The sequence below is a fragment of the Bradyrhizobium sp. CCBAU 11361 genome, assembly GCF_028128935.1.
Classification (GTDB): Bacteria; Pseudomonadota; Alphaproteobacteria; order Rhizobiales; family Xanthobacteraceae; genus Bradyrhizobium; species Bradyrhizobium niftali.
Genome location: NZ_LBJZ01000008.1, coordinates 219,690 through 238,766 on the forward strand (window position 1 = coordinate 219,690; position 19,077 = coordinate 238,766).

13 protein-coding genes are annotated in these 19,077 nt (G+C 64.9%); 10 read left to right on the forward strand and 3 right to left on the reverse strand.

Annotated features, from left to right (window positions below; genetic code table 11):
- The first annotated feature begins 266 nt into the window (after positions 1–266).
- From XI08_RS04680 to XI08_RS04690, 3 genes are all read left to right on the forward strand, one after another.
- Positions 267–842 (forward strand): HdeD family acid-resistance protein, encoded by a 576-nt coding sequence (locus XI08_RS04680; RefSeq protein WP_271573541.1) that lies wholly within the window; start codon positions 267–269, stop codon positions 840–842.
- A gap of 196 nt (positions 843–1,038) precedes the next feature.
- Positions 1,039–2,250 carry an ABC transporter substrate-binding protein gene (locus XI08_RS04685; protein WP_271573542.1) on the forward strand — a complete coding sequence of 404 codons (1,212 nt, stop codon included), beginning with the start codon at positions 1,039–1,041 and terminating at the stop codon, positions 2,248–2,250.
- A 229-nt stretch (positions 2,251–2,479) separates the two neighbouring features.
- Entirely contained in the window at positions 2,480–3,697 is a 1,218-nt protein-coding gene (locus XI08_RS04690; RefSeq protein WP_271573543.1) for an acyl-CoA dehydrogenase family protein, read from the forward strand.
- Here the strand turns inward: XI08_RS04690 and XI08_RS04695 are convergent.
- Entirely contained in the window at positions 3,669–5,267 is a 1,599-nt protein-coding gene (locus tag XI08_RS04695) for a winged helix-turn-helix domain-containing tetratricopeptide repeat protein (RefSeq protein WP_271573544.1), read from the reverse strand. The two genes, XI08_RS04690 and XI08_RS04695, sit on opposite strands and share 29 nt — an antisense overlap.
- A gap of 115 nt (positions 5,268–5,382) precedes the next feature.
- On the opposite strand from XI08_RS04695, the gene XI08_RS04700 reads away from it, so the two are divergent.
- Positions 5,383–6,774, forward strand: coding sequence for an FAD-binding oxidoreductase (locus XI08_RS04700; RefSeq protein WP_271573545.1), 1,392 nt, complete (start codon positions 5,383–5,385; stop codon positions 6,772–6,774).
- 24 nt (positions 6,775–6,798) lie between these two features.
- The gene (locus tag XI08_RS04705; RefSeq protein WP_271573546.1) at positions 6,799–8,025 is read left to right on the forward strand and encodes an MFS transporter; all 1,227 of its coding nucleotides are present in this window, start codon (positions 6,799–6,801) and stop codon (positions 8,023–8,025) included.
- A gap of 105 nt (positions 8,026–8,130) precedes the next feature.
- On the opposite strand, the gene XI08_RS04710 is transcribed toward XI08_RS04705, so the two are convergent.
- Positions 8,131–9,690: a winged helix-turn-helix domain-containing tetratricopeptide repeat protein gene (locus XI08_RS04710; RefSeq protein ID WP_271573547.1), complete on the reverse strand. Its 1,560-nt coding sequence runs from the start codon at positions 9,688–9,690 to the stop codon at positions 8,131–8,133.
- Positions 9,691–9,798: 108 nt separating this feature from the next.
- Between XI08_RS04710 and XI08_RS04715 the strand changes: the two genes are divergently transcribed.
- Positions 9,799–10,260 carry a cupin domain-containing protein gene (locus tag XI08_RS04715; protein ID WP_271573548.1) on the forward strand — a complete coding sequence of 154 codons (462 nt, stop codon included), beginning with the start codon at positions 9,799–9,801 and terminating at the stop codon, positions 10,258–10,260.
- A 270-nt stretch (positions 10,261–10,530) separates the two neighbouring features.
- Here the strand turns inward: XI08_RS04715 and XI08_RS04720 are convergent, their stop codons facing one another.
- Positions 10,531–12,261, reverse strand: coding sequence for a methyl-accepting chemotaxis protein (locus tag XI08_RS04720; protein WP_271573549.1), 1,731 nt, complete (start codon positions 12,259–12,261; stop codon positions 10,531–10,533).
- 314 nt (positions 12,262–12,575) lie between these two features.
- On the opposite strand from XI08_RS04720, the gene XI08_RS04725 reads away from it, so the two are divergent.
- The 4 genes from XI08_RS04725 (at position 12,576) to XI08_RS04740 (ending at position 19,061) form a co-directional block, all read left to right on the forward strand.
- Positions 12,576–13,958 (forward strand): ethanolamine ammonia-lyase subunit EutB, encoded by a 1,383-nt coding sequence (locus XI08_RS04725; protein WP_271573550.1) that lies wholly within the window; start codon positions 12,576–12,578, stop codon positions 13,956–13,958.
- Positions 13,959–14,110: 152 nt separating this feature from the next.
- Positions 14,111–15,697, forward strand: a complete 1,587-nt coding sequence (locus XI08_RS04730) for a B12-binding domain-containing radical SAM protein (protein WP_271573551.1) — start codon at positions 14,111–14,113, stop codon at positions 15,695–15,697.
- Between the two features lie 6 nt (positions 15,698–15,703).
- The gene (gene eutC, locus XI08_RS04735) at positions 15,704–16,489 is read left to right on the forward strand and encodes an ethanolamine ammonia-lyase subunit EutC (protein ID WP_271573552.1); all 786 of its coding nucleotides are present in this window, start codon (positions 15,704–15,706) and stop codon (positions 16,487–16,489) included.
- Between the two features lie 205 nt (positions 16,490–16,694).
- Positions 16,695–19,061, forward strand: coding sequence for an efflux RND transporter permease subunit (locus tag XI08_RS04740; protein WP_271573553.1), 2,367 nt, complete (start codon positions 16,695–16,697; stop codon positions 19,059–19,061).
- The last annotated feature ends 16 nt before the right edge of the window (positions 19,062–19,077 follow it).

The window sequence follows — 19,077 nt, forward strand, 5'->3', positions numbered from 1 at the left end:
CGCCGGATTGTCGCAGGCGAGGAGCCGGGACGACCGGGCGGCCCTCGCATTTTTCGCACGTACGCCACGGCGGACGCATCTGGGCCAGTGCCGAGGTGGGCAAGGGCGCGGCGTTCTATTTCAGCATTCCGGACTGAAGCGTCACATTCGATCTTGATTTGCGTCAATGTTGCTGCCGGTGAGGGCTGCTTTGCTGGCTGTCGTCCGGGTGCGGTGCGTGCTATTCTGGCGTGTGCCCGCGGGCTTCGCATGCAGGAGTGACCGCCATGACAAGTGCTTCGGATACGTCTCACCATCCCAGCCTCGGCTCGGGCATCGCCGCGCTGCATGCCAAATGGGGATGGATCGTCGCGCTCGGTGTCGTCTATCTCATCGCCGGCTTCGTCGCGCTCGGCAGCATGGTGATGGCGACGGTGGCGAGCGTGATCGTGGTCGGCGCGATGATGATCGTCGCCGGGGTCACCGAAATCATCGGGGCGTTCCAGATGAAGAGCTGGGGCAAGTTCCTGATCTGGGCTCTGCTCGGCGTGCTCTACGTCGTCGCGGGCTTCCTGACCTTCGAGAATCCGCTGTTTGCTGCAGCGTTGCTGACCCTGTTCCTCGGCGCCTCGCTGCTCGCCTCCGGCGCCGTCAGGCTGTTTCTCGCCTTCAGCATGAAGCGTGAAAGCCCGTGGGTCTGGGTCGCGCTCTCGGCCGTGATTACGCTGCTGCTCGGATTGTTGATCCTGGCGCGCTGGCCGGTGAACAGCGTCTATATCCTGGGCCTGTTTCTCGGCATCGACCTGATCATGGCAGGTGCCGGCTGGGTCAGCCTGGGCTTCAGCCTGCGGCGGCGGGGCTAAAGCGAACCGGGCGCGCAGACCTCGGACCACCTCTCCCCGATGGGGAGAGATGAAGCGCGGACTCATGCGTGAGCGTATCAGCAACTCGACGCAAGACCGTGTTGCGGAACTCCGGTGATCTGACGCGCTGATAAAAAGCAGCGCGCCGCGCGTTCGCCTGATGGCGCCACGCGGCGATAATCATCCGGGAGAAACCATGAAAGCCGCTTTGGCCCTGGCCGCAGCATTGGCTGCCGCCTGCCTGTCCACGCCCGTCTGCGCACAAAAGTCCTACGGCCCTGGTGTCAGCGACACCGAGATCAAGATCGGCAACACGATGCCCTATAGCGGCCCTGCGTCGCCGCTCAGCATCACCGGCAAGGTCATCGCGGCCTATTTCGACGAGGTCAACGACAAGGGCGGCGTCAACGGCCGCAAGCTCAATCTGATCTCGCTGGACGATGCGTTCTCGCCGCCCAAGACCATGGAGGCGGCGCGGCGGCTGGTCGAGAGCGACGGCGTCGCCTTCATCTTCGCCACCATGGGCACCGCGCCGAGCTCGGCGATCGCAAAATATCTCAACAGCAACAAGGTGCCGCAGCTCTTTTTGATCAGCTCGGCCTCGAAGTGGAACGATCCCGTCAACATGCCGTGGTCGATGGCGCTGCCCTGGGCGCCGAACTACACCAGCGAGGCCGCGATCGACGTCGCCTATGCCCGCGCCAAGAACCCCAATGCGCGCTTTGCGGTGCTCTATCAGAACGACGACGCCGGCAAGGAATATCTGCGCGGCGTCAAGGAAGCGCTCGGCGCCGATGCCGACAAGGCGATCGCGATGGCCTCGAGCTTCGAGGTTGCCGATCCAACCGTCGATTCCCAGGTGCTGACGCTCGCCAACACCAAGGCCGACGTCTTCCTGATCTATTCGGTGACGCCGCGCGCCTGCGCGCAGGCGGTCCGGAAGGCGCATGAGGTCGGCTGGCAGCCGCAGCGCTTCATCGCCAGCGGTTGCGCCAACAAGGCCACCGTGATGGTGCCGGCCGGCCTCGATGCCGGCAAGGGCGTGCTGTCGCTCGGTGCGCTCAAGCCGTTCGTCGAACAGCCCAAGGACGATCCGGCGATGACGGCCTATATCGACTTCATGAAGAAGCGCCTGCCCAATGCCGACATCAACAATGTCGCGGGTCTCTACGGCTACACCGTCGCTGAGGCACTGGTTGTCCTGCTCAAGCAGTGCAAGGACAATCTGACGCGCGAGAACATCATGGCGCAGGCGGCCAACTTGAAGAACGTGCCGCTGTCGCTCTTGATGCCCGGCATCACGCTCAACACCACGCCGCAGGATTTCCGCCCCATCAAGGACGGCTATATGCTCCAGTTCGACGGCAACGACTGGGTGGTTGCGAGCGAGCTGCTGCGCGGGACGTGAGGCAGTGGGTGGCTATCGCGGTTGATGACGGCGCATCCTTCGAGACGCCCGCCTGCGGCGGGCTCCTCAGGATGAGGGCGGAGTGCGCGGCGGCAGGTTCGACAGGCGCGAATGCCGCTTAGCCTCACCCTGAGGAGACCGCACAGCGGTCGTCTCGAAGGGCGAGGCGTGCGCTCCACCTATCGCGGAAGGCCAGGGCCGATCACGCTCAGCGAACAGGAGACCACCAATGGACTTTCAACACTCCGCACGTTCGCTGGAGCTCCAGGAGCGCGTCCGCCAGTTCATGCGGACGCATGTCGAGCCGGTCGAGGAGCTCTATTACGACCAGGTCAAGCCCGAGGCCGTGCGCTACAAGACGCCGCAGGTCCTCCAGGACCTGAAGCGGCTGGCGCGCGAGCAGGGGCTCTGGAACCTGTTTCTGTCAGGCGAGCACGGACCGGGCCTCACCAACCTTGAATATGCCCCCGTGAAGGAGATCATGGGCCGCATCCTCTGGGCGCCCGAAATCTTCAACTGCTCGGCGCCCGATGTCGGCAACATGGAGGTGCTGGCGAATTACGGCACGCCGGCGCAGCAGGAGCGCTGGCTGAAGCCGCTGCTGGAGGGGCGCATCCGCTCCGGCTTCTCGATGACGGAGCCGCAGGTCGCCTCCAGCGACGCCACCAACATCCAGTGCGAGATCAAGCGCGACGGCGACAGCTACGTCATCAACGGCCGCAAATGGTTCACGTCAGGCGCGATGAATGAGGATTGCGAGATCCTGATCGTGATGGGCAAGACCGCGCCCGACGATCCCGACCGCCATCGCCAGCAATCCATGATCCTGGTGCCGAAGGCGACGCCCGGCGTGCGCATCGTGCGCGACATGCTCACTTACGGCTATGACGACGCACCGGTCGGCCACCCCGAGATCGTCTACGAGAATGTCCGTGTGCCAGCAGAGAACATCCTGCTCGGCGAGGGCCGCGGCTTCGAGATCGCGCAAGGGCGGCTCGGGCCCGGCCGCATCCACCATTGCATGCGGCTGATCGGCTGCGCCCAGCGCGCGCTGGAATTGATGTGCCAGCGCTCGGTGTCGCGCACGGCCTTCGGCAAGCCGCTCGCCGAGCAGGGCTCGGTGCGCGATGACATTGCAAACTCCTTCTGCGAGATCGCGCAGGCGCGGCTCTTGACGCTGCAAGCCGCCGACAGGATGGACCGCGAAGGCAACAAGGCCGCGCGCGACCTGATCGCCGCGGCCAAGATCGTAGTGCCCAGCATGGCCGCCCGCGTCATCGACCGCGCCATCCAGATCCACGGCGCCGCCGGCGTCTCGCAGGACACCTTCCTCGCCCGCGCCTACGTCTACGCCCGCTTCATCCGCATCGGCGACGGCCCGGACCAGGTGCATCTGGCGGCGGTCGGCAAGGAGCTGATCAGGCGGGGCGGGGTGATGGCGGGGTAGGGGTGTTGTCCCCGAGGCCAGCTTTGCGAAGTCCGTCGAGGAAATGATCCCGGTCGGCGGGGTCTCTGTATCTGTTGGCGCGCGTCCGGGCGAGGTCGAGCGTGTTGCGGGGCGGAGCTTCGCCGTTCTCACTGAATTCGAGACATCTTTCTCGAATGAATGCGCGCGACTCGAAATTCGCTTCCGTCAGTCGATCGGTTTGCGCGTAGCACGCCGCAAGCAGCGCGTGCGACCAGCGGTCGCTCGATCGCGCTTCCCTGAGAACTTGGATCGCCTGTTCGTATTCGCGCGCGGAATAGAGCGCCAGCGCGTGGTACCAATGGTATATATTGGGTGGAAATGGATTTAGCCGTTTGGCCGATTTGATCCAGGCAAGCGCGTCCTGCCAGCGCCCCCAGTAGACCAGAATATTTGCAAAAGCGGCGGCGACATCGGCGTCGTTCGGATTGAGCGCCAGAGCGCGTTTGAATTGAGTTTCGGCCTCTTGATCGCGGTTTTGCAGGAAAAGAAGTTGTGCGAAGACGCCGTGCGACCAGGCGTCGTTCTCGTCAAGATCGAGGGCGATCTCGATCTCGCGGCGACCATCCTCCAGTGGAGCGGCGGCGGGTGATTCCAGAAACGCAGCGCAGACGACCGTCCAGGCTATATTGGCGTGGGCGCGCGCATAGGCTGGATCGAGCCCCGCAGCCTTCCTGAAGTAGCCTTCCGCCTCGTCCATGCTCCTGACGGTCAATTGACGCCATTTCTCGTTTCCCAACAGGACGAGATCGTAGGCCGTGATGTTCGAGGTCTGCTTGCCTCTCGCGATCTCGCGGCCCGCGTCCTCGAGCCGGCCGGGCAGCGCCGCGACGATCTTGCCTACGATTTCGTCCTGGATGGCGAAGATGTCTTCGATCTCGCGGTCGTAGCGCTCCGTCCAGAGTGTGAAGCCGCTCGCGGCATCCAGAAGCTTGACGGTCACCCGTACGCGTTTCCCAATCCGGCGTGCACTCCCTTCCACCACATATCGCACGCCGAGCTGGCGGCCGACCTCTCTGATGTCGGACGAGCTGGCCCGGTAAGCGAAGCTGGAATGGCGGGCCACGACGAAGAGCGACCGGAAACGCGACAATTCCGCAATGACGTCTTCCGTGATCCCGTCGGAGAAGTAGTCCTGCGCGGGATCGCCGCTCAAGTTGGAAAACGGCAGCACGGCGATCGACGGCTTGTCGGAGCTTGCGGACGGGAGCCACGTTTGCCGGCTGCCATCGGGCAAGGTGGCGGCCGGCGGGCCGACATAGCGGTAACCGCGGCGCGGCAGCGTCTCGATCCAGGTGCTGCCGCCTTCGACGGCGGCAAACGTCCGCCGCAGAGCGGCTATCTGTACGGTCAGATTGCTTTCCTCGATCGCCAGCCCCGGCCAGGCCGCCTCCATCAAGGCGTCCTTGGCAACCGGCTTGCCCGCCTTTTCCAGAAGCAGCCGAAGCAGGGCGACCGCCCGCCCTCCGAGAGCGACCGGCTCGGCTCCGCGAAACAGCGTGTCAGCGTCTGTCTCGAGACGAAACGGACCAAACTCGTAGATCGTCGCCATTGCCTAGAGACACCATTTTTGGCGAAATTTGCAACTTTTTCGGATCGGATTCAGGAAGCGATCCGGCGCTCCGTGAGAAGATGGCCCGGGGCATTCGTGGCGAGGAGCAAATCGGATGGAGCAGCGGCAGCCATACGACGACCCGACGGGCAAATCGAACGCTGAACCGCGGTCCGCCCCACAGCTACGGCTCAAGGGCAATGTGGTCCTCGCGGGGAGTGCCGGTTACGACGAGGCGCGCAAGGTCTGGAATGGCGCCATCGACAAGCGGCCGGCCATGATCGCCTATTGTGCCGGTGCCGAAGACGTCGCCCGCGCTGTCGTGTTCGCAATATCTCATCGCATCTGCATCGCGGTCCGCAGCGGCGGCCACAATGTCGCCGGCCTGTCGGTCTGCGACGGCGGCATGGTCATCGACCTGTCGCACATGAAGCAGATCGAGGTCGATCCGGTCCGCCGGATCGCCCGCGCGGAGGCCGGCCTCAATCTCGGCGAGTTCGACAGGGCGACGCAGGAGCACGGCCTGGCGACCACCATGGGCGTCAACAGCGATACCGGTATCGCCGGGCTCACGCTTGGCGGCGGCTTTGGCAAGCTCGGACGCAAATACGGGCTGACCTGCGACAACCTGATTGCCGCCGAAGTGGTGACAGCCGAGGGAACGATCCTGAGGGCCAGCGCGACCGAACACCCTGATCTCTTCTGGGGCCTTCGGGGTGGCGGCGGCAATTTTGGCATCGTGACCGCATTCGAATATCGGCTTCATGCCATCGGCACCTCGCTGCTCGTCGCGTCAGCACTGCATCGATATGACGGGGCGCGCGAGGCCATGCGCTTCTATGATGAATTCGCCCGCCGCGCTCCTGACGAGGCGGACGTCGATGCAGCCCTGGTCACGCTGCCGTCCGGCGAACGCTTCTTCAGCATCACCGGATGCTATGTCGGCTCGCATCATGACGGTGAGCGAGCCCTTTCACCGATCGTCAGGTTCGGCTCGCCCGTCGAGACCCGCCTCGCAACCGTCCCTTATCTCGAGATTCAGTCGGGAGGCGATGCCCTGTTTCCGCGCGGACGGCGCTATTACTGGAAGGCGCAGTTCCTGCGCGAGATCGGTGCGGGTGCGATCGACGCGCTGCTCGACGCCTATGCGAGAGCGCCCAACACCTCGTCGCTGCTGGTTTTCCAGCACGTCGGCGGCGCAATCGCGCGGGTTCCAACGCCCGACTCGCCTTACGCAAACCGCGATGCGGCGTTCGACTGCTTTCCGGTCGCGATCTGGGACGATCCGGCCGACGACGACGCCAACATGCGTTGGGCGCGCGAACTGTGGAGCGCCGTCAGGCCCTATTCGACCGGCGGCGTCTACGCCAACAATCTCGGCGAGGAGGGCGAGGATCGTGTCCGGGACGCCTATGGCGAGAACTATGCGCGGTTGGCCGCGCTCAAAACCAGATATGATCCGACCAATCTCTTTCGTCTGAATCAGAATATCCGGCCGGCGACATAGTTCGCGGCATCGGGGAAAATCCAAATGCGAAGTCGCTGGACCATTCTTGCCGCCCTGTTCATCGCGCGTGCCGCCATCGCTTTCCAGTTTCAGAGCATTGCGGCGGTCGCGCCACAGCTCAGCCAGAGCCTGGGCGCGAATCTGGCCGATATCGGCGTTCTGATCGGGCTCTATTTTGCGCCGGGCGCTGCGCTCGCGCTGCCCGGCGGTGCGATCGGCCGCCGCTATGGCGACAAGGCGACGGTCCTCGCCGGGCTCCTGCTGATGCTGGCAGGCGAACTCCTGATGACCGCGTCAACGTCATGGAGCACGCAGATCGCGGGCCGGCTGACGGCCGGCATCGGCGGCGTTCTGCTGAACGTTCTGATGACCAAGATGGTCGCGGACTGGTTTGCCGGTCGGGAGATCGCCACCGCGATGGCCATCTTCATCAACTCATGGCCGGCTGGTATCGCCGTCGCTCTCATGCTGTTGCCGGCAGTCGGAGCCACGTTCGGGCTCCATGCCGTCAATCTCGCCGTCGCAGGGGTGATCCTGATCGACCTCTGCCTCATCGCTTCGGTCTATCGCGCGCCGGATGCGACCGCCGCCGTTGAAGGCGAGCGCGGCAGCCTGACCGCCGACACGAGCTGCGCCGTGATTGCCGCCGGTCTGATCTGGTGTCTCTACAACATCGGTTTTGCGATGATCTTCAGTTTCGGCCCGTCGATGCTCTTCGAGCAAGGCTGGTCGGGTGCAGCAGCCGGATCAACCATCAGTATCGTGCTCTGGCTCGCTGCCCTTTCGGTCCCGCTCGGCGGCTTCCTCGCCGATCGGACCAAGCGCGGCGATGCCATACTCGTGACGGGCTGCATCTCTTTCGCCCTCCTGACACTTCTCCTGTCGCGAAGCGTCACGGTGCTTCCCATCGTCGTCGCTCTTGGAATCGTCTGTGGCCTGCCCGCCGGTGCGATCATGAGCTTGCCTGCGCGTGTGCTCGACCAGAAGATGCGGCCGATCGGAATGGGACTGTTCTACACCGTCTACTACGCCGGCATGCTGGCCGGGCCGGCGATCGGAGGAAAGCTCTCCACGTCGGCCGGCTCCGCGCGCGCCGCGCTCGACTTCGGCGCCGTCGTTCTCCTGGCTTGTCCGGTTATCCTCTGGCTGTTCCGCCGTATCGTTCCCCGCAGGTATCGGCCGGCCGTCTCACCGATGTCCGACAAAAAACGGGAAGATGACCTCCTCACAAATGAGGCGGGTCGTTCTTAAGCAGACAACGGCGCATCCGGGCAAAACCAAACAGGTCCCTTCAGTTCGCGCGGTCTTTGCAGGTCGCCCGCCGATCAGAGAGATGCAAGCTGGTCGAACCCCGGGCTATTCCGGCAATCCGGCATCCCGCAGCGCGCCGCCGAGAGCCTCCGCGAGCTCCGGCGCACAGTTTACGCCGGCAAACTGACGGCTGTAGCGAAAGGCCGGCTGAAGCTCGAGCACACGCGCGGCGGCCGCCCTTGCTTCGTCCAGCCGGCCAAGTTTGGCCAGCGCGGCGGCCAATTGCACATAAGTGATGCTGTGGGCCGGATTGGCTTGGACGGATTTGTAGGCCGCACGACAGGCTTCGTCGTAACGTCCGCGCAGCAAATGGCTCATTGCTTGCGCGTCAAACGCGGCCCAGGCCCACGAATCAAACGGGCTCAGCCGTATGCCCTGCTCGCTCCATTCGATCGCGCGCTCCGCTTCGCCGCCCCATCCCAGGATAACGCTGCCGAGAATGTAGGTCAGCGCCGATGACGGGCTGATGGCGAGGGCAGCTTCCAATGCGGCAAATGCGGCGGCGCGATCGTGCGCATCCATGCCGATGGAAAATCCGGCCCATGTCAAAGCGAGCGCATCGTCCTGTCCATGGACAATGGCCGATCGGGCGTGGCGGATCGAAGCGGCACGGTTGACCTCCTGCAGGCCTGCGCGAAGGAATAGGCAATGGTGACACATCGCGGCATTGCCGTGCGCCAGCGCATAGGCCGGCTCGAGTGCGATCGCACGCTCGAGAAGCGCAAGCGCTCTCGTCACTTGCTCCGGCATGCCTGAATCGACGTCGGGCTGCGCCCGCAGCACGAGATCGTAGGCATCGAGACTGTCAGGTCGCTTCCGCCTGACACGTTCGATTTCGGCTTTCCGCACGCTCGGCGCAATCGCGCCCACCGCCGACAGCGCGATCTCGTCCTGGATTGCGAAAATATTGTCGGAGCTGCGGTCGTAGCGCTCGGCCCAGACGTGGGTGCCGGTCGAGGCGTCGATCATTTGACCGGTCACGCGCACGCTACCGCCGGCCTTGCGCACGCTGCCTTCGAGCACATAGCGCACGCCAAGCTCGCGGCCGACCTGCTTCACGTCCACGGCACGGCCCTTGTAGGTGAAGGTCGAGTTTCGCGCGATGACGAAAAGCCAGTTGATGCGTGCGAGACCGGTGATGATGTCGTCGACCATCCCATCGGCGAAGTACTCCTGCTCCGGGTCGCCGCTCAGGTTCGAGAACGGCAGAACGGCGACGGACGGTTTGTCGGGCAAGGCCGGTGCCGATGTGGCGCGGGCGGCAGCCGATGCATCGGGAGCATTGGTGACAACGGCCGGTCCCACATACCGATAGCCGCGCCGCGGCAGCGTTTCGATCCAGCTCTCGGCATCCGCCTCCGCCAGCACCCGGCGCAAGGCTGCGATCTGAACCGTGAGATTGTTATCGGCCACCGCCAATCCGCCCCAGGCGGCCTCGACCAGGGCGTCCTTGGACACCGGTACGCCCGCGTTTTCGAGCAGCCGGCGCAGCAGCGCGACTGCGCGCTGCCCAAGCATGGTCGGCTCGGCCCCTCGGTACAGAATGCCCGCCTCGGGGTCGAGGCGGAACGGGCCGAACTGGTAGAGGTCGCCCCCGACTGTCATGCGACGCTTTTAGCAGATTTTTGGGAACGGATTCACGACATCCCGGCACGGACGGCCGATGTTGCACAAGTGCTTGCAGAAATTAGCATTTGCTCAATGGAGGATCACATGAGCGCCGATGCCGTCATTCGCATGCCCGATAAGACGAAGGGGGTCATTCTGCGTGGTCATCCCATGGTGTTCCTCGTCACCGGCGAAAATACCAGGCACACCAGCATGTTCGACTGGACGATCCCGGCGGGGTTCGCCACCGGGCGGCATGTTCACCGGGTGCAGGAGGAGACCTTCTACTTGCTCGAGGGCGAGTGTGAGTGGCATGTCGGCGACAGGACGATCCGTGCAACGCCCGGCACCTATCTGTTCATCCCGCCGGGGGTGCCGCACAACATCACGAATGTCAGTGCGAAGCCGGCTCGCGTGCTGATGACCGTTTCTCCGCCTGGCCACGAGCATTATTTCGAAGAGCTCGCGAAACTCGCGGCGCAAGGTGCGCCGGATCCAAAGGCGCTCGCCGATCTGCGAAATCGCTACGACACGGATCAGCTGACGACTTTGACGACGCGAGCGTAAGCCCTCGTCCCGGCAGGGTTCGTTTGCCGCTAAAGTCGAGACGCACACCCCTTCGGTAAGACGACCGGGTCCCGAGCAGCGCGCCATCGCCATGATGACATCATGTCAGCGTTTTGCCCGACGCGTCAAATGCATTTCGTAAAATCAGCAGGACTTTGCGCCAGCGGCTAAGCCGTTGATATCGCTATCCCCGGCTACTGTGCATGGGGTTGTTTTCGCGTTTCTTGTCGGGGCGTGCTCGTCGCCGGCCTCGCGTCGACAGGCGCGCTGCTATCCCGCCTTGGCGGTGCGGGCATCCGACCGCAAATTCTGGAAGAACTTCTCCACCTCGCGGGACAGCGTCTCCGCGGTCGCAGTCAGGCTGCTCGCCGCGGTCAGCACGGAGGATGCCGCCGTGTCGGTCTCGCCGATGGCGTCGCGCAGTGAGGTGATGTTGGCGACAAGCGTCTCGTTGCCCTGGGCAGCCGATTGCGCGTTGGAGGAGATCTCGCGCGTGGCCTGGTCCTGCTGGCCGACGGCGCCGGCAATCGCCGAGGTGACCTCGTTGATCTCGCGCACCGCGCCGCCGATCTCGCGCACGGCGTCGACCGCGTTGCGGGTGGAGGCCTGGATCATGGAGACATTCTCGCCGATCTCGGCGGTGGCCTTGGCGGTCTGGCCTGCGAGCGCTTTCACTTCATGCGCGACGACGGCAAAGCCGCGGCCGGCATCGCCGGCGCGCGCGGCCTCGATGGTGGCGTTGAGCGCGAGCAGGTTGGTCTGCTCGGCGATCGCCTGGATCAGGTTGAGCACGCCGTCGATGCGCTGGGTGGCGGCCGCAAGGCTCTCGATCTCGGAGATCGATTTCTCGGTGCGCTGGCCGGTCTGCTCGACCGCGCCGGCGCTCTGCCGGACTTGCCGGCCGATCTCTTCGACGGAGGCCGACAGCTCCTCGGCGGCGCCTGCGACCGCCGTGACGTTGTGCGAGGCCTGCTCGCTGGCGTTTGCCGCCATCCCGGCGCGGTTGCTTGCATCCGCGGTGACGCGCGTGATGGTCTGCGCGGTCTCGCGCATGACCGAGGCGTTGTCGCTGAGGCCGCGCATGATCGCGCCGATGGCGTCGCGAAACTCCTCGACGGATTGCTCGATATGGCGGGCGCGCTGCTCGCGCGCGGCGGAATCCTGCGAGACCTGCGATGCGAGTTTGCGGTTGCGCCCCATCGCGTCCTGGAAGATCTGGATTGCGCGGGCCAGCCCGCCGATCTCGTCGGCGCGGTGGCCGTACGGCACCACGACGTTCTCGGCGCCATCGGCGACCTGCTTGATGGTGGCGGTGATCGAGGCGAGCGGCCGGGCGATCGAGCGGGCGATGATGACGATGCCGATCACGACGAGCGCCAGCGCCACGCCGGCAAGGCAGGTCAGGAGGAAGGACAGGGTGCGGTTGGTCTCGGTCTGCTGGGCGATCTGCTTGGCGCGCTCGGCATAGACCTTGGACAGCGCCTCGAGATCCTTGTTCAGCGCCGAACGCACGGCGCGGTTGGCGTCGTTGTCGCCCCATTCGCGGCCGGCGGCCGCATTGATCTCGATGCCGCGGCGGACCAGCTCCTTGCGGAACTCGACGAACTGCTCGATGCGCTTCCTGAAGGTGGCGAACTGCTCGGCATCGTCGTCCCTGACGATGGTTTCCCAGCGCTTCACGACGTCGAGGATCTGCGCGTTGAACTTGAGCAAGCCCTCGCCGTATTTCTTCACGACGGCAGGCTCCGTCGACATGTAGACGCCGCGCGATTCCATCACCACCGCGTAGACCAGCGAGTTGACGCGCTCGACGTTCAGCGCAGCCGCATTCGCCGTCTCGATCGCGCTGGTCAGGTCGGCGCTGCGGCGGCTGTTGTAGTCGGACAGAATCGCGATCGCCGCCGTGAGCAGCGCGAACAGCGCGAAGATCGCATAGAGCTTGGTCGCAAGCGTGAAGCGGCCGGCGAAGCCGGCGGCATTCCCAGATTGGTCGATGGTCATGGTTTTCAGGGGCCCGAATGGCCTGAAGCGGCCGGTGAGCGCGGTTGTGTAGAATCTATGCAAAACTATGCGGAACGAAGATGGACGCGGCGTTAACGCCCGGCTCGGGAGCGCTTGCCCCGGCTTGAAGGAATGTGAGATATCTCAGTGATTTGGAGCGGCCTTGTCGGTTTCCGGCAGATCGGCCCGGGGATCGCTCGGCATGCCCGAAACATCGGCGTGCGCGCCGGCCGCCAGGCGCGTATTCCTGACGCCGGGCCGCCCTTGAGATCGGTCTGGAGTCGGCCGTTGGCCGACGAACCCCGGAGGGGACCTTGGTCTACCGCCATACATTCGACGCCACGACCTATGCCTTCCCGGATCTGCGCGACCTGCTCGCCAAGGCGACGCCGCCGCGCTCCGGCGACCGGCTGGCCGGAATTGCCGCTGCCAGCGCCGAGCAGATGATCGCGGCGCGGATGGCGCTCGCGGATGTCCCGCTCGGACAGTTCCTGCAGGAAGCCCTCATCCCCTACGAGACCGACGAGGTCACCCGCCTCGTCATCGACAGCCATGACGCAAGGGCCTTTGCGCCGGTGGCTGCGCTCACGGTTGGCGCCTTCCGGGACTGGCTGCTGTCGGACGCAGCGTCGCCCGAGATCCTGCGCAAGCTCGCCCCCGGCATCACGCCGGAAATGGCGGCCGCGGTCTCGAAATTGATGCGCAACCAGGATTTGATCCTGGCGGCGCGGAAATGCGAGGTCACCACCGCCTTCCGTAACACCATCGGGCTGAAGGGGCGGATGAGCACGCGGCTCCAGCCCAACCATCCGTTCGACGATGCCAGGGGCATCACCGCCTCGATCCTCGACGGCATCCTGCTCGGTGCCGGCGATGCCTGCATCGGCATCAATCCGGCGAGCGACGATCCGGCCGTCATCGCACAATTGCTGCGGCTGCTCGACGAGATCATCGCGCGGCTGAAGATCCCGACGCAAGGCTGCGTGCTGACCCATGTCACGACGACGCTGTCGCTGATCGGGCAGGGCGTGCCGGTCGACCTCGTCTTTCAGTCGGTCGCCGGCACCGAGGCCGCCAACCGCAGCTTCGGCATCGACCTCGCCTTGCTCCGGGAAGCGCAGGAGGCCGGGCTGGCGCAGCGGCGCGGCACGGTTGGGCAGAACGTGATGTATTTCGAGACCGGCCAGGGCTCCGCGCTGTCCGCCAATGCCCATCACGGCGTCGACCAGCAGACCTGCGAGGCGCGCGCCTATGCGGTCGCGCGCGCCTATGCCCCGCTCCTGGTCAACAGCGTGGTCGGCTTCATCGGCCCGGAATATCTCTTCGACGGCAAGGAAATCATCCGGGCGGGGCTGGAGGATCACTTTTGCGGCAAGCTGCTCGGCCTGCCGCTCGGGATCGATATCTGCTACACCAACCACGCCGAGGCGGACCAGGACGACATGGACAACCTGCTGACGCTGCTGGCGGCCGCCGGCGTCACCTTCATCATGGGTGTCCCCGGGGCCGACGACGTCATGCTGAACTACCAGTCGACGTCTTTTCACGATGCGCTCTACGTCCGCGACGTCTTTGGCCTGCGCCGCGCTCCGGAATTCGACGATTGGCTGGTGCAGTCGGGGATCGCTGGCGCCGATTTCCGTCTTGCCGGCGACGCAGGCCTGCTGCCCGATTTTGCCTCGCGGCTGATCGCGTGACGCGGCGGGAGCACCCGGCGGCTTGAGGAAACAATTGGTCCCTCTCGGAATTAAGCTCATGCCACAATATTGAGAAATTCCGGCGACAGCATTACGGTGTGTGTCTGGCTGGCAATTTCCGCAGCTATGTCGAGCGTGGCGGGGGAGCTTTGATGCGAGCTGAAAGTAACGGTACGGCCCGGCGGATTCTGTGCGTGTTTCCACGGTACACCTCGTCGTTCGGAACGTTCGAACACTCCTACCCGCTAACAGACGGCGTCCGCGCCTTCATGCCGCCCCAGGGGCTTTTGCTGCTCGCGGCCTATCTGCCCGAGGAGTGGCAGGTCAAATTCGTCGATGAGAATCTCCGTCGCGCGACCAAGGAAGAGTTCGCGTGGGCAGAGGCGGTCTTCGTCAGCGGCATGCACATCCAGCGCCAGCAGATGAACGACATCTGCCGCCGCGCCCATGAATTCGACCTGCCGGTCGCGCTCGGCGGTCCCTCCGTCAGCGCCTGCCCGGACTACTACCCGTCGTTCGACTATCTGCATGTCGGCGAGCTCGGTGACGCCACCAACCAGCTGATCGAGATTTTGGCGCGCGACACGTCGCGTCCCGGGGAGCAGGTGGTGCTCACCACCAAGGACCGCGTGCCGATGACGGAGTTTCCGATCCCGGCCTACGAGCTCGCCGACGTGAAGAAATACTTCCTCGGCAGCATCCAATATTCCAGCGGCTGCCCCTATCAGTGCGAGTTCTGCGATATCCCCGGTCTCTACGGTCGCAATCCGCGCCTCAAGTCGCCCGAGCAGATCATCGCGGAACTCGACCGCCTGCGCGAATGCGGCATGACCGACACGGTCTATTTCGTCGACGACAATTTCATCGGCAACCGCAAGGCGGCGATGGACCTGCTGCCGCATCTGATCGAATGGCAGAAGCGGACCGGCTATGTGGTGCGGCTCGCCTGCGAGGCGACGCTCAACATCGCCAAGCGGCCAGAGATCCTCGAGAAGATGCGCGAGGCTTACTTCATCACCATCTTCTGCGGCATCGAGACGCCCGATCCCGATGCGCTGAAGGCGATGCACAAGGACCACAACATGATGGTCCCGATCCTCGAGGGCGTGCAGACGATCAACTCCTACGGCATGGAGGTGGTGTCCGGCATCATCATGGGACTCGACACCGACAAGCCGAACACCTCTGAGGCGCTGCTCGCCTTTGTCGAGGAGTCCCGGATTCCGCTGCTCACGATCAACCTGCTCCAGGCGCTGCCGAAGACGCCGTTGTGGGACCGGCTGGAACGGGAAGGGCGCCTGATCGAGGACGACGGCCGCGATTCCAATGTCGACTTCCTGCTGCCCTATGACGACGTCGTCGCGTCCTGGAAGCACGCGATGGGCGTCGCCTACGAGCCCGAGAAGGTCTACGCGCGCTTCCAGTATCAATGCGACCACGTTTATGTGCACCGCCTCAAGATGCCGACGCCGGACGAGATGAAGACCTGGCCCAACATCCGGCGCGGTCTCGTCATGCTGCGCAATATCTTCTGGAAGGTCGGCGTGCTCGGCGACTACAAGCGCGTGTTCTGGAAGTTCGCGCTGGGTCGCATCAAGCTCGGCGACCTCGAGGGTCTGATCGGCTGCACCCTGATCGCGCACCATCTCATCACCTTTGCGCGCGCGGCCTCCAGCGGCAAGCAGAACGCCTCGAACTACTCGATCCGGCTGCGCGAGGCTTCCGTTCCCGCCGAATGACGCAACATGCCTGATCCGGCCGTCCCGCGCCGTCCGACCCTCGATCTACGGTCGTTCACGCCCGCGCGCGTTGCGCTGGGCCGCAGCGGCGCGAGCGTTCCGACGCGGGCGTTGCTCGATTTCACACTGGACCACGCCCGCGCCCGCGATGCTGTGCACGCGGTCCTCGATGTGCCGCATCTGGTCGCAGATCTCGACGCGCTCGGACTCGCCGTCACCGAGGCGAGGAGCCAGGCGCTCGACCGCAGGGACTATCTGCGGCGGCCGGATCTGGGACGGCAGCTTGATGCCGGCTCGGTCGGGGCTCTGGCGCGAATCGCCTCAGGGCCATGCCAGCTTGCGGTCGTGATCGGCGACGGCCTGTCGGCGGCGGCGGTCCACGCCCATGCGGTGGCGCTGGTGACGCGCCTGCTGCCGCTGCTCGCAGCCGACGATGGTGTCGCGCTCGGCCATGTCGTCGTCGCATCAGGCGCGCGCGTCGCGCTCGGCGACGAGATCGGCGCCATTCTCGGCGCGCGCATGGTCGTGACGCTGATCGGCGAGCGGCCCGGCCTGTCCGCGCCCGACAGTCTCGGTGCCTATCTGACCTTCGCGCCGAAGCCGGGCCGCACCGATGCCGAGCGGAACTGCGTGTCGAACATCCACTACGCTGGGTTGAGCTATGACGAGGCCGCCTTCAAGATCGCCTGGCTCGTCCGCGAGGGGCTGGCAAGGGAGGTCACCGGCGTAGCCCTGAAAGACGAGAGCGCGGACCGGGCACCGCGTCGAATTGGCACGGCCTTGCCCGAATAACGGGCATTCCGGCAAAATCGCCACATCTTGATCGATTTGGCCACACTTCGCCTGCTTGCGAGGGAGGCTATGGACCTGCTAAACCCCTCGCGGCGATTTTCCGCGCATTTTCAAAGGGCAAGCCTCCCATTGGTATGGCGTTTTCAAGCCGTTCGCGGAGCGCAATAAGCTCACAGCTAGAGCCGATTTAGGAACTGGATAAGGCATGCTCGAAAAGCACAGCGAGAGTGAGGTTCATGTCGACAAGGTCGAGCAGGGACCTGCGTCCTCCATCGCCTTCGGGCTGGAGCGCATCGGGCTGATCGCCGTCCGGGCGCCGATCGTCTCCTGCGTCGTCCTCCTCATCCTGATCGTCGGCGCCGTTTTCGGCATACACCGGATCAAGATCGACGATTCGCTGTCGCAGCTGTTCCGCTCCGACACCCGCGAATTCCACCAGTACGAAGAGGTGACAAAGAAGTTTCCGGCCGAGGAATTCGACGTCCTCGTCGTGGTCGAAGGCAAGGACCTGCTGGCCCGGAAAAACCTCGAGAAGCTGCGCGACTTCATCACCGACATGCAGCTGGTCGAAGGCACGCGCGGGCTGGTCTCGCTGTTCTCGGCGCGCCAGGCGCCGGCGCCGGGCAAGCTGCCGGCGGCGCTGTTCCCGCCCGAGCTGCCCGAGGGCGCGGCCTATGACAAGTTCATCGAGACCGTCAAGAACAACGAGATCATCCGCGGCAAGCTGTTGTCGGAGGACGGCACTCTGGCCCTGGTCGTGCTGTCGCTCGATCCGGAGGTGGTCGCCTCCAGCAAGCTGACCAAGACCGTCGCCGACATCCGCGCGCTGATGAAGGAGGATCTCGGCGACACCGGGCTCAACGTGCAGCTCTCCGGTGTGCCGGTGATGCAGCTCGAGATCCGCAATGCGGTGGAGCGCGACGGGCTGACCTACAACATTCTCGGCATTCTCGCTGGCTGCGTCATCGCCATCATCTTCTTCCGCAAGATCTCGTTCATGATCGCGGCCGCGTTCCCGCCGATGATCGCGATCCTGCTGGCGCTCGGCGCGCTCGGCTGGGCGAACTTCAATCTCAACATGTTCCTGAACGTGATGACGCCGCTCATCATGGTCATCAGCTTCTCGGACTCGATGCAGCTCACCTTCGCCGCGCGCGACCGGTTGATCGCGGGCCAGGACAAGTTCACCGCGTTCAAGAACGCGGTGCTGGTGGTGGGGCCGGCCTGCGTGCTGACGCACGGCACCGCCGGCATTTCCTTCATCGCGCTCCAGTTCTCCAGCTCCGACCTGATCCGCAAATTCGGAGAGGCAGGGCTCGCCGCCACCATCATCGCGCTGGTCGCGGTGCTGTCGCTGGTGCCGGTGTTCGGCGTGCTGTTCGTGCGCAACGAGAAGGTCTTTGCGGTCAAGTTCCAGAGCGCGGATGCCGGCGTCCAGGCGCTGCGCAATTTCTGCTACTGGATCGCGGTGCGCATGGTGGGCCGGCCCGGCCTGTTCAGCCTGATCGCGGTGCTGTTCGTCGGCGGCCTCGGCGTCATCTACGCCAATCTGGAGCCGCGCTACCGGCTTGCCGACCAGGTGCCGGACAAGCGCCAGGCGGTCGCCGCCAGCGACCGGCTCGATGCCAAGCTCACCGGCGCCAACCCGGTCAACGTGCTGATCCAGTTCCCCAAGGGTGAATCGCTCTATTCGCCGGAGACGCTGCAGACGATCGCCGACGTGCATGCGACCGTGGAGAAGGCGGCCGGTGTCGGCAACGTCTGGTCGGTCGAGACCCTGCGCCGCTGGCTCACGGAAAAGGCCGGCAGCGCCGACGTCGCGACGCTGAAGGAATATGTCAGCGTGATTCCCGAGCATCTGGTGCGGCGGTTCATCGACGCCGAGCAGGATGCGGTCGTGGTCGCAGGCCGCGTGCCGGACAAGGATTCCAGCCAGCTCCTGCCGATCGTTGACAAGCTCGACACCGAGCTCGACGCCGTCCGCAAGAAACATCCCGGCTACGAGGTCGCGGTGACGGGCCTTGCCGCCATCGCGGCGCGCAACTCGGCCAGCATGATCGAGAAGCTGAATCGCGGGCTCACGGTGGAATTCGCGCTGGTCGCGATCTTCATCGGCCTCGCCTTCCGCTCCTGGGTGGTGATGTTCGCCTGCGTCCTGCCGGGCATCTTCCCCGTCGTGATGTCGGGAACGGTGCTGTGGGCGATGGGCGAGGGGCTGCAATTCGCCAGCGTCGTCGCGCTCACCGTCTCGTTCGGCCTGGGGCTGAGTGCGACCATCCACTTCCTCAACCGCCTCAGGCTGGAGAGCAAGCCGGGCGTCGGCTCGGCGCTCGCGGTGGAGCGGGCGACCGTTCTGGTCGGACCGGCGCTGATCCTGACCACGGTGGTGCTGGCCTGCGGCCTCGTCGTCACCGTGTTCTCCGACCTGCCGTCGCTGCGGCTGTTCGGCTGGCTCAGCGCCTTCTCGATGGTCATGGCCCTCGTCGCAGACCTCTTCATCCTGCGGCCGACGGCGATGTGGCTGATCAACCTGCACGCCAAGCTTCAGGGCGCGGACAAGCGCGCGATCTGAGCGTGGGGCGGCGAAC

What these genes read in the sequence shown, in the direction of transcription:
- XI08_RS04715 (WP_271573548.1), top strand. Translation starts at nt 9,799, where the DNA reads ATGAGCGCCGATGCCGTCATTCGCATGCCCGATAAGACGAAGGGGGTC.
- XI08_RS04730 (WP_271573551.1), top strand. Translation starts at nt 14,111, where the DNA reads ATGCGAGCTGAAAGTAACGGTACGGCCCGGCGGATTCTGTGCGTGTTT.
- XI08_RS04680 (WP_271573541.1), top strand. Translation starts at nt 267, where the DNA reads ATGACAAGTGCTTCGGATACGTCTCACCATCCCAGCCTCGGCTCGGGC.
- XI08_RS04740 (WP_271573553.1), top strand. Translation starts at nt 16,695, where the DNA reads ATGCTCGAAAAGCACAGCGAGAGTGAGGTTCATGTCGACAAGGTCGAG.
- eutC (WP_271573552.1), top strand. Translation starts at nt 15,704, where the DNA reads ATGCCTGATCCGGCCGTCCCGCGCCGTCCGACCCTCGATCTACGGTCG.
- XI08_RS04695 (WP_271573544.1), bottom strand. Translation starts at nt 5,267, where the DNA reads ATGGCGACGATCTACGAGTTTGGTCCGTTTCGTCTCGAGACAGACGCT.
- XI08_RS04700 (WP_271573545.1), top strand. Translation starts at nt 5,383, where the DNA reads ATGGAGCAGCGGCAGCCATACGACGACCCGACGGGCAAATCGAACGCT.
- XI08_RS04690 (WP_271573543.1), top strand. Translation starts at nt 2,480, where the DNA reads ATGGACTTTCAACACTCCGCACGTTCGCTGGAGCTCCAGGAGCGCGTC.
- XI08_RS04710 (WP_271573547.1), bottom strand. Translation starts at nt 9,690, where the DNA reads ATGACAGTCGGGGGCGACCTCTACCAGTTCGGCCCGTTCCGCCTCGAC.
- XI08_RS04720 (WP_271573549.1), bottom strand. Translation starts at nt 12,261, where the DNA reads ATGACCATCGACCAATCTGGGAATGCCGCCGGCTTCGCCGGCCGCTTC.
- XI08_RS04705 (WP_271573546.1), top strand. Translation starts at nt 6,799, where the DNA reads ATGCGAAGTCGCTGGACCATTCTTGCCGCCCTGTTCATCGCGCGTGCC.
- XI08_RS04685 (WP_271573542.1), top strand. Translation starts at nt 1,039, where the DNA reads ATGAAAGCCGCTTTGGCCCTGGCCGCAGCATTGGCTGCCGCCTGCCTG.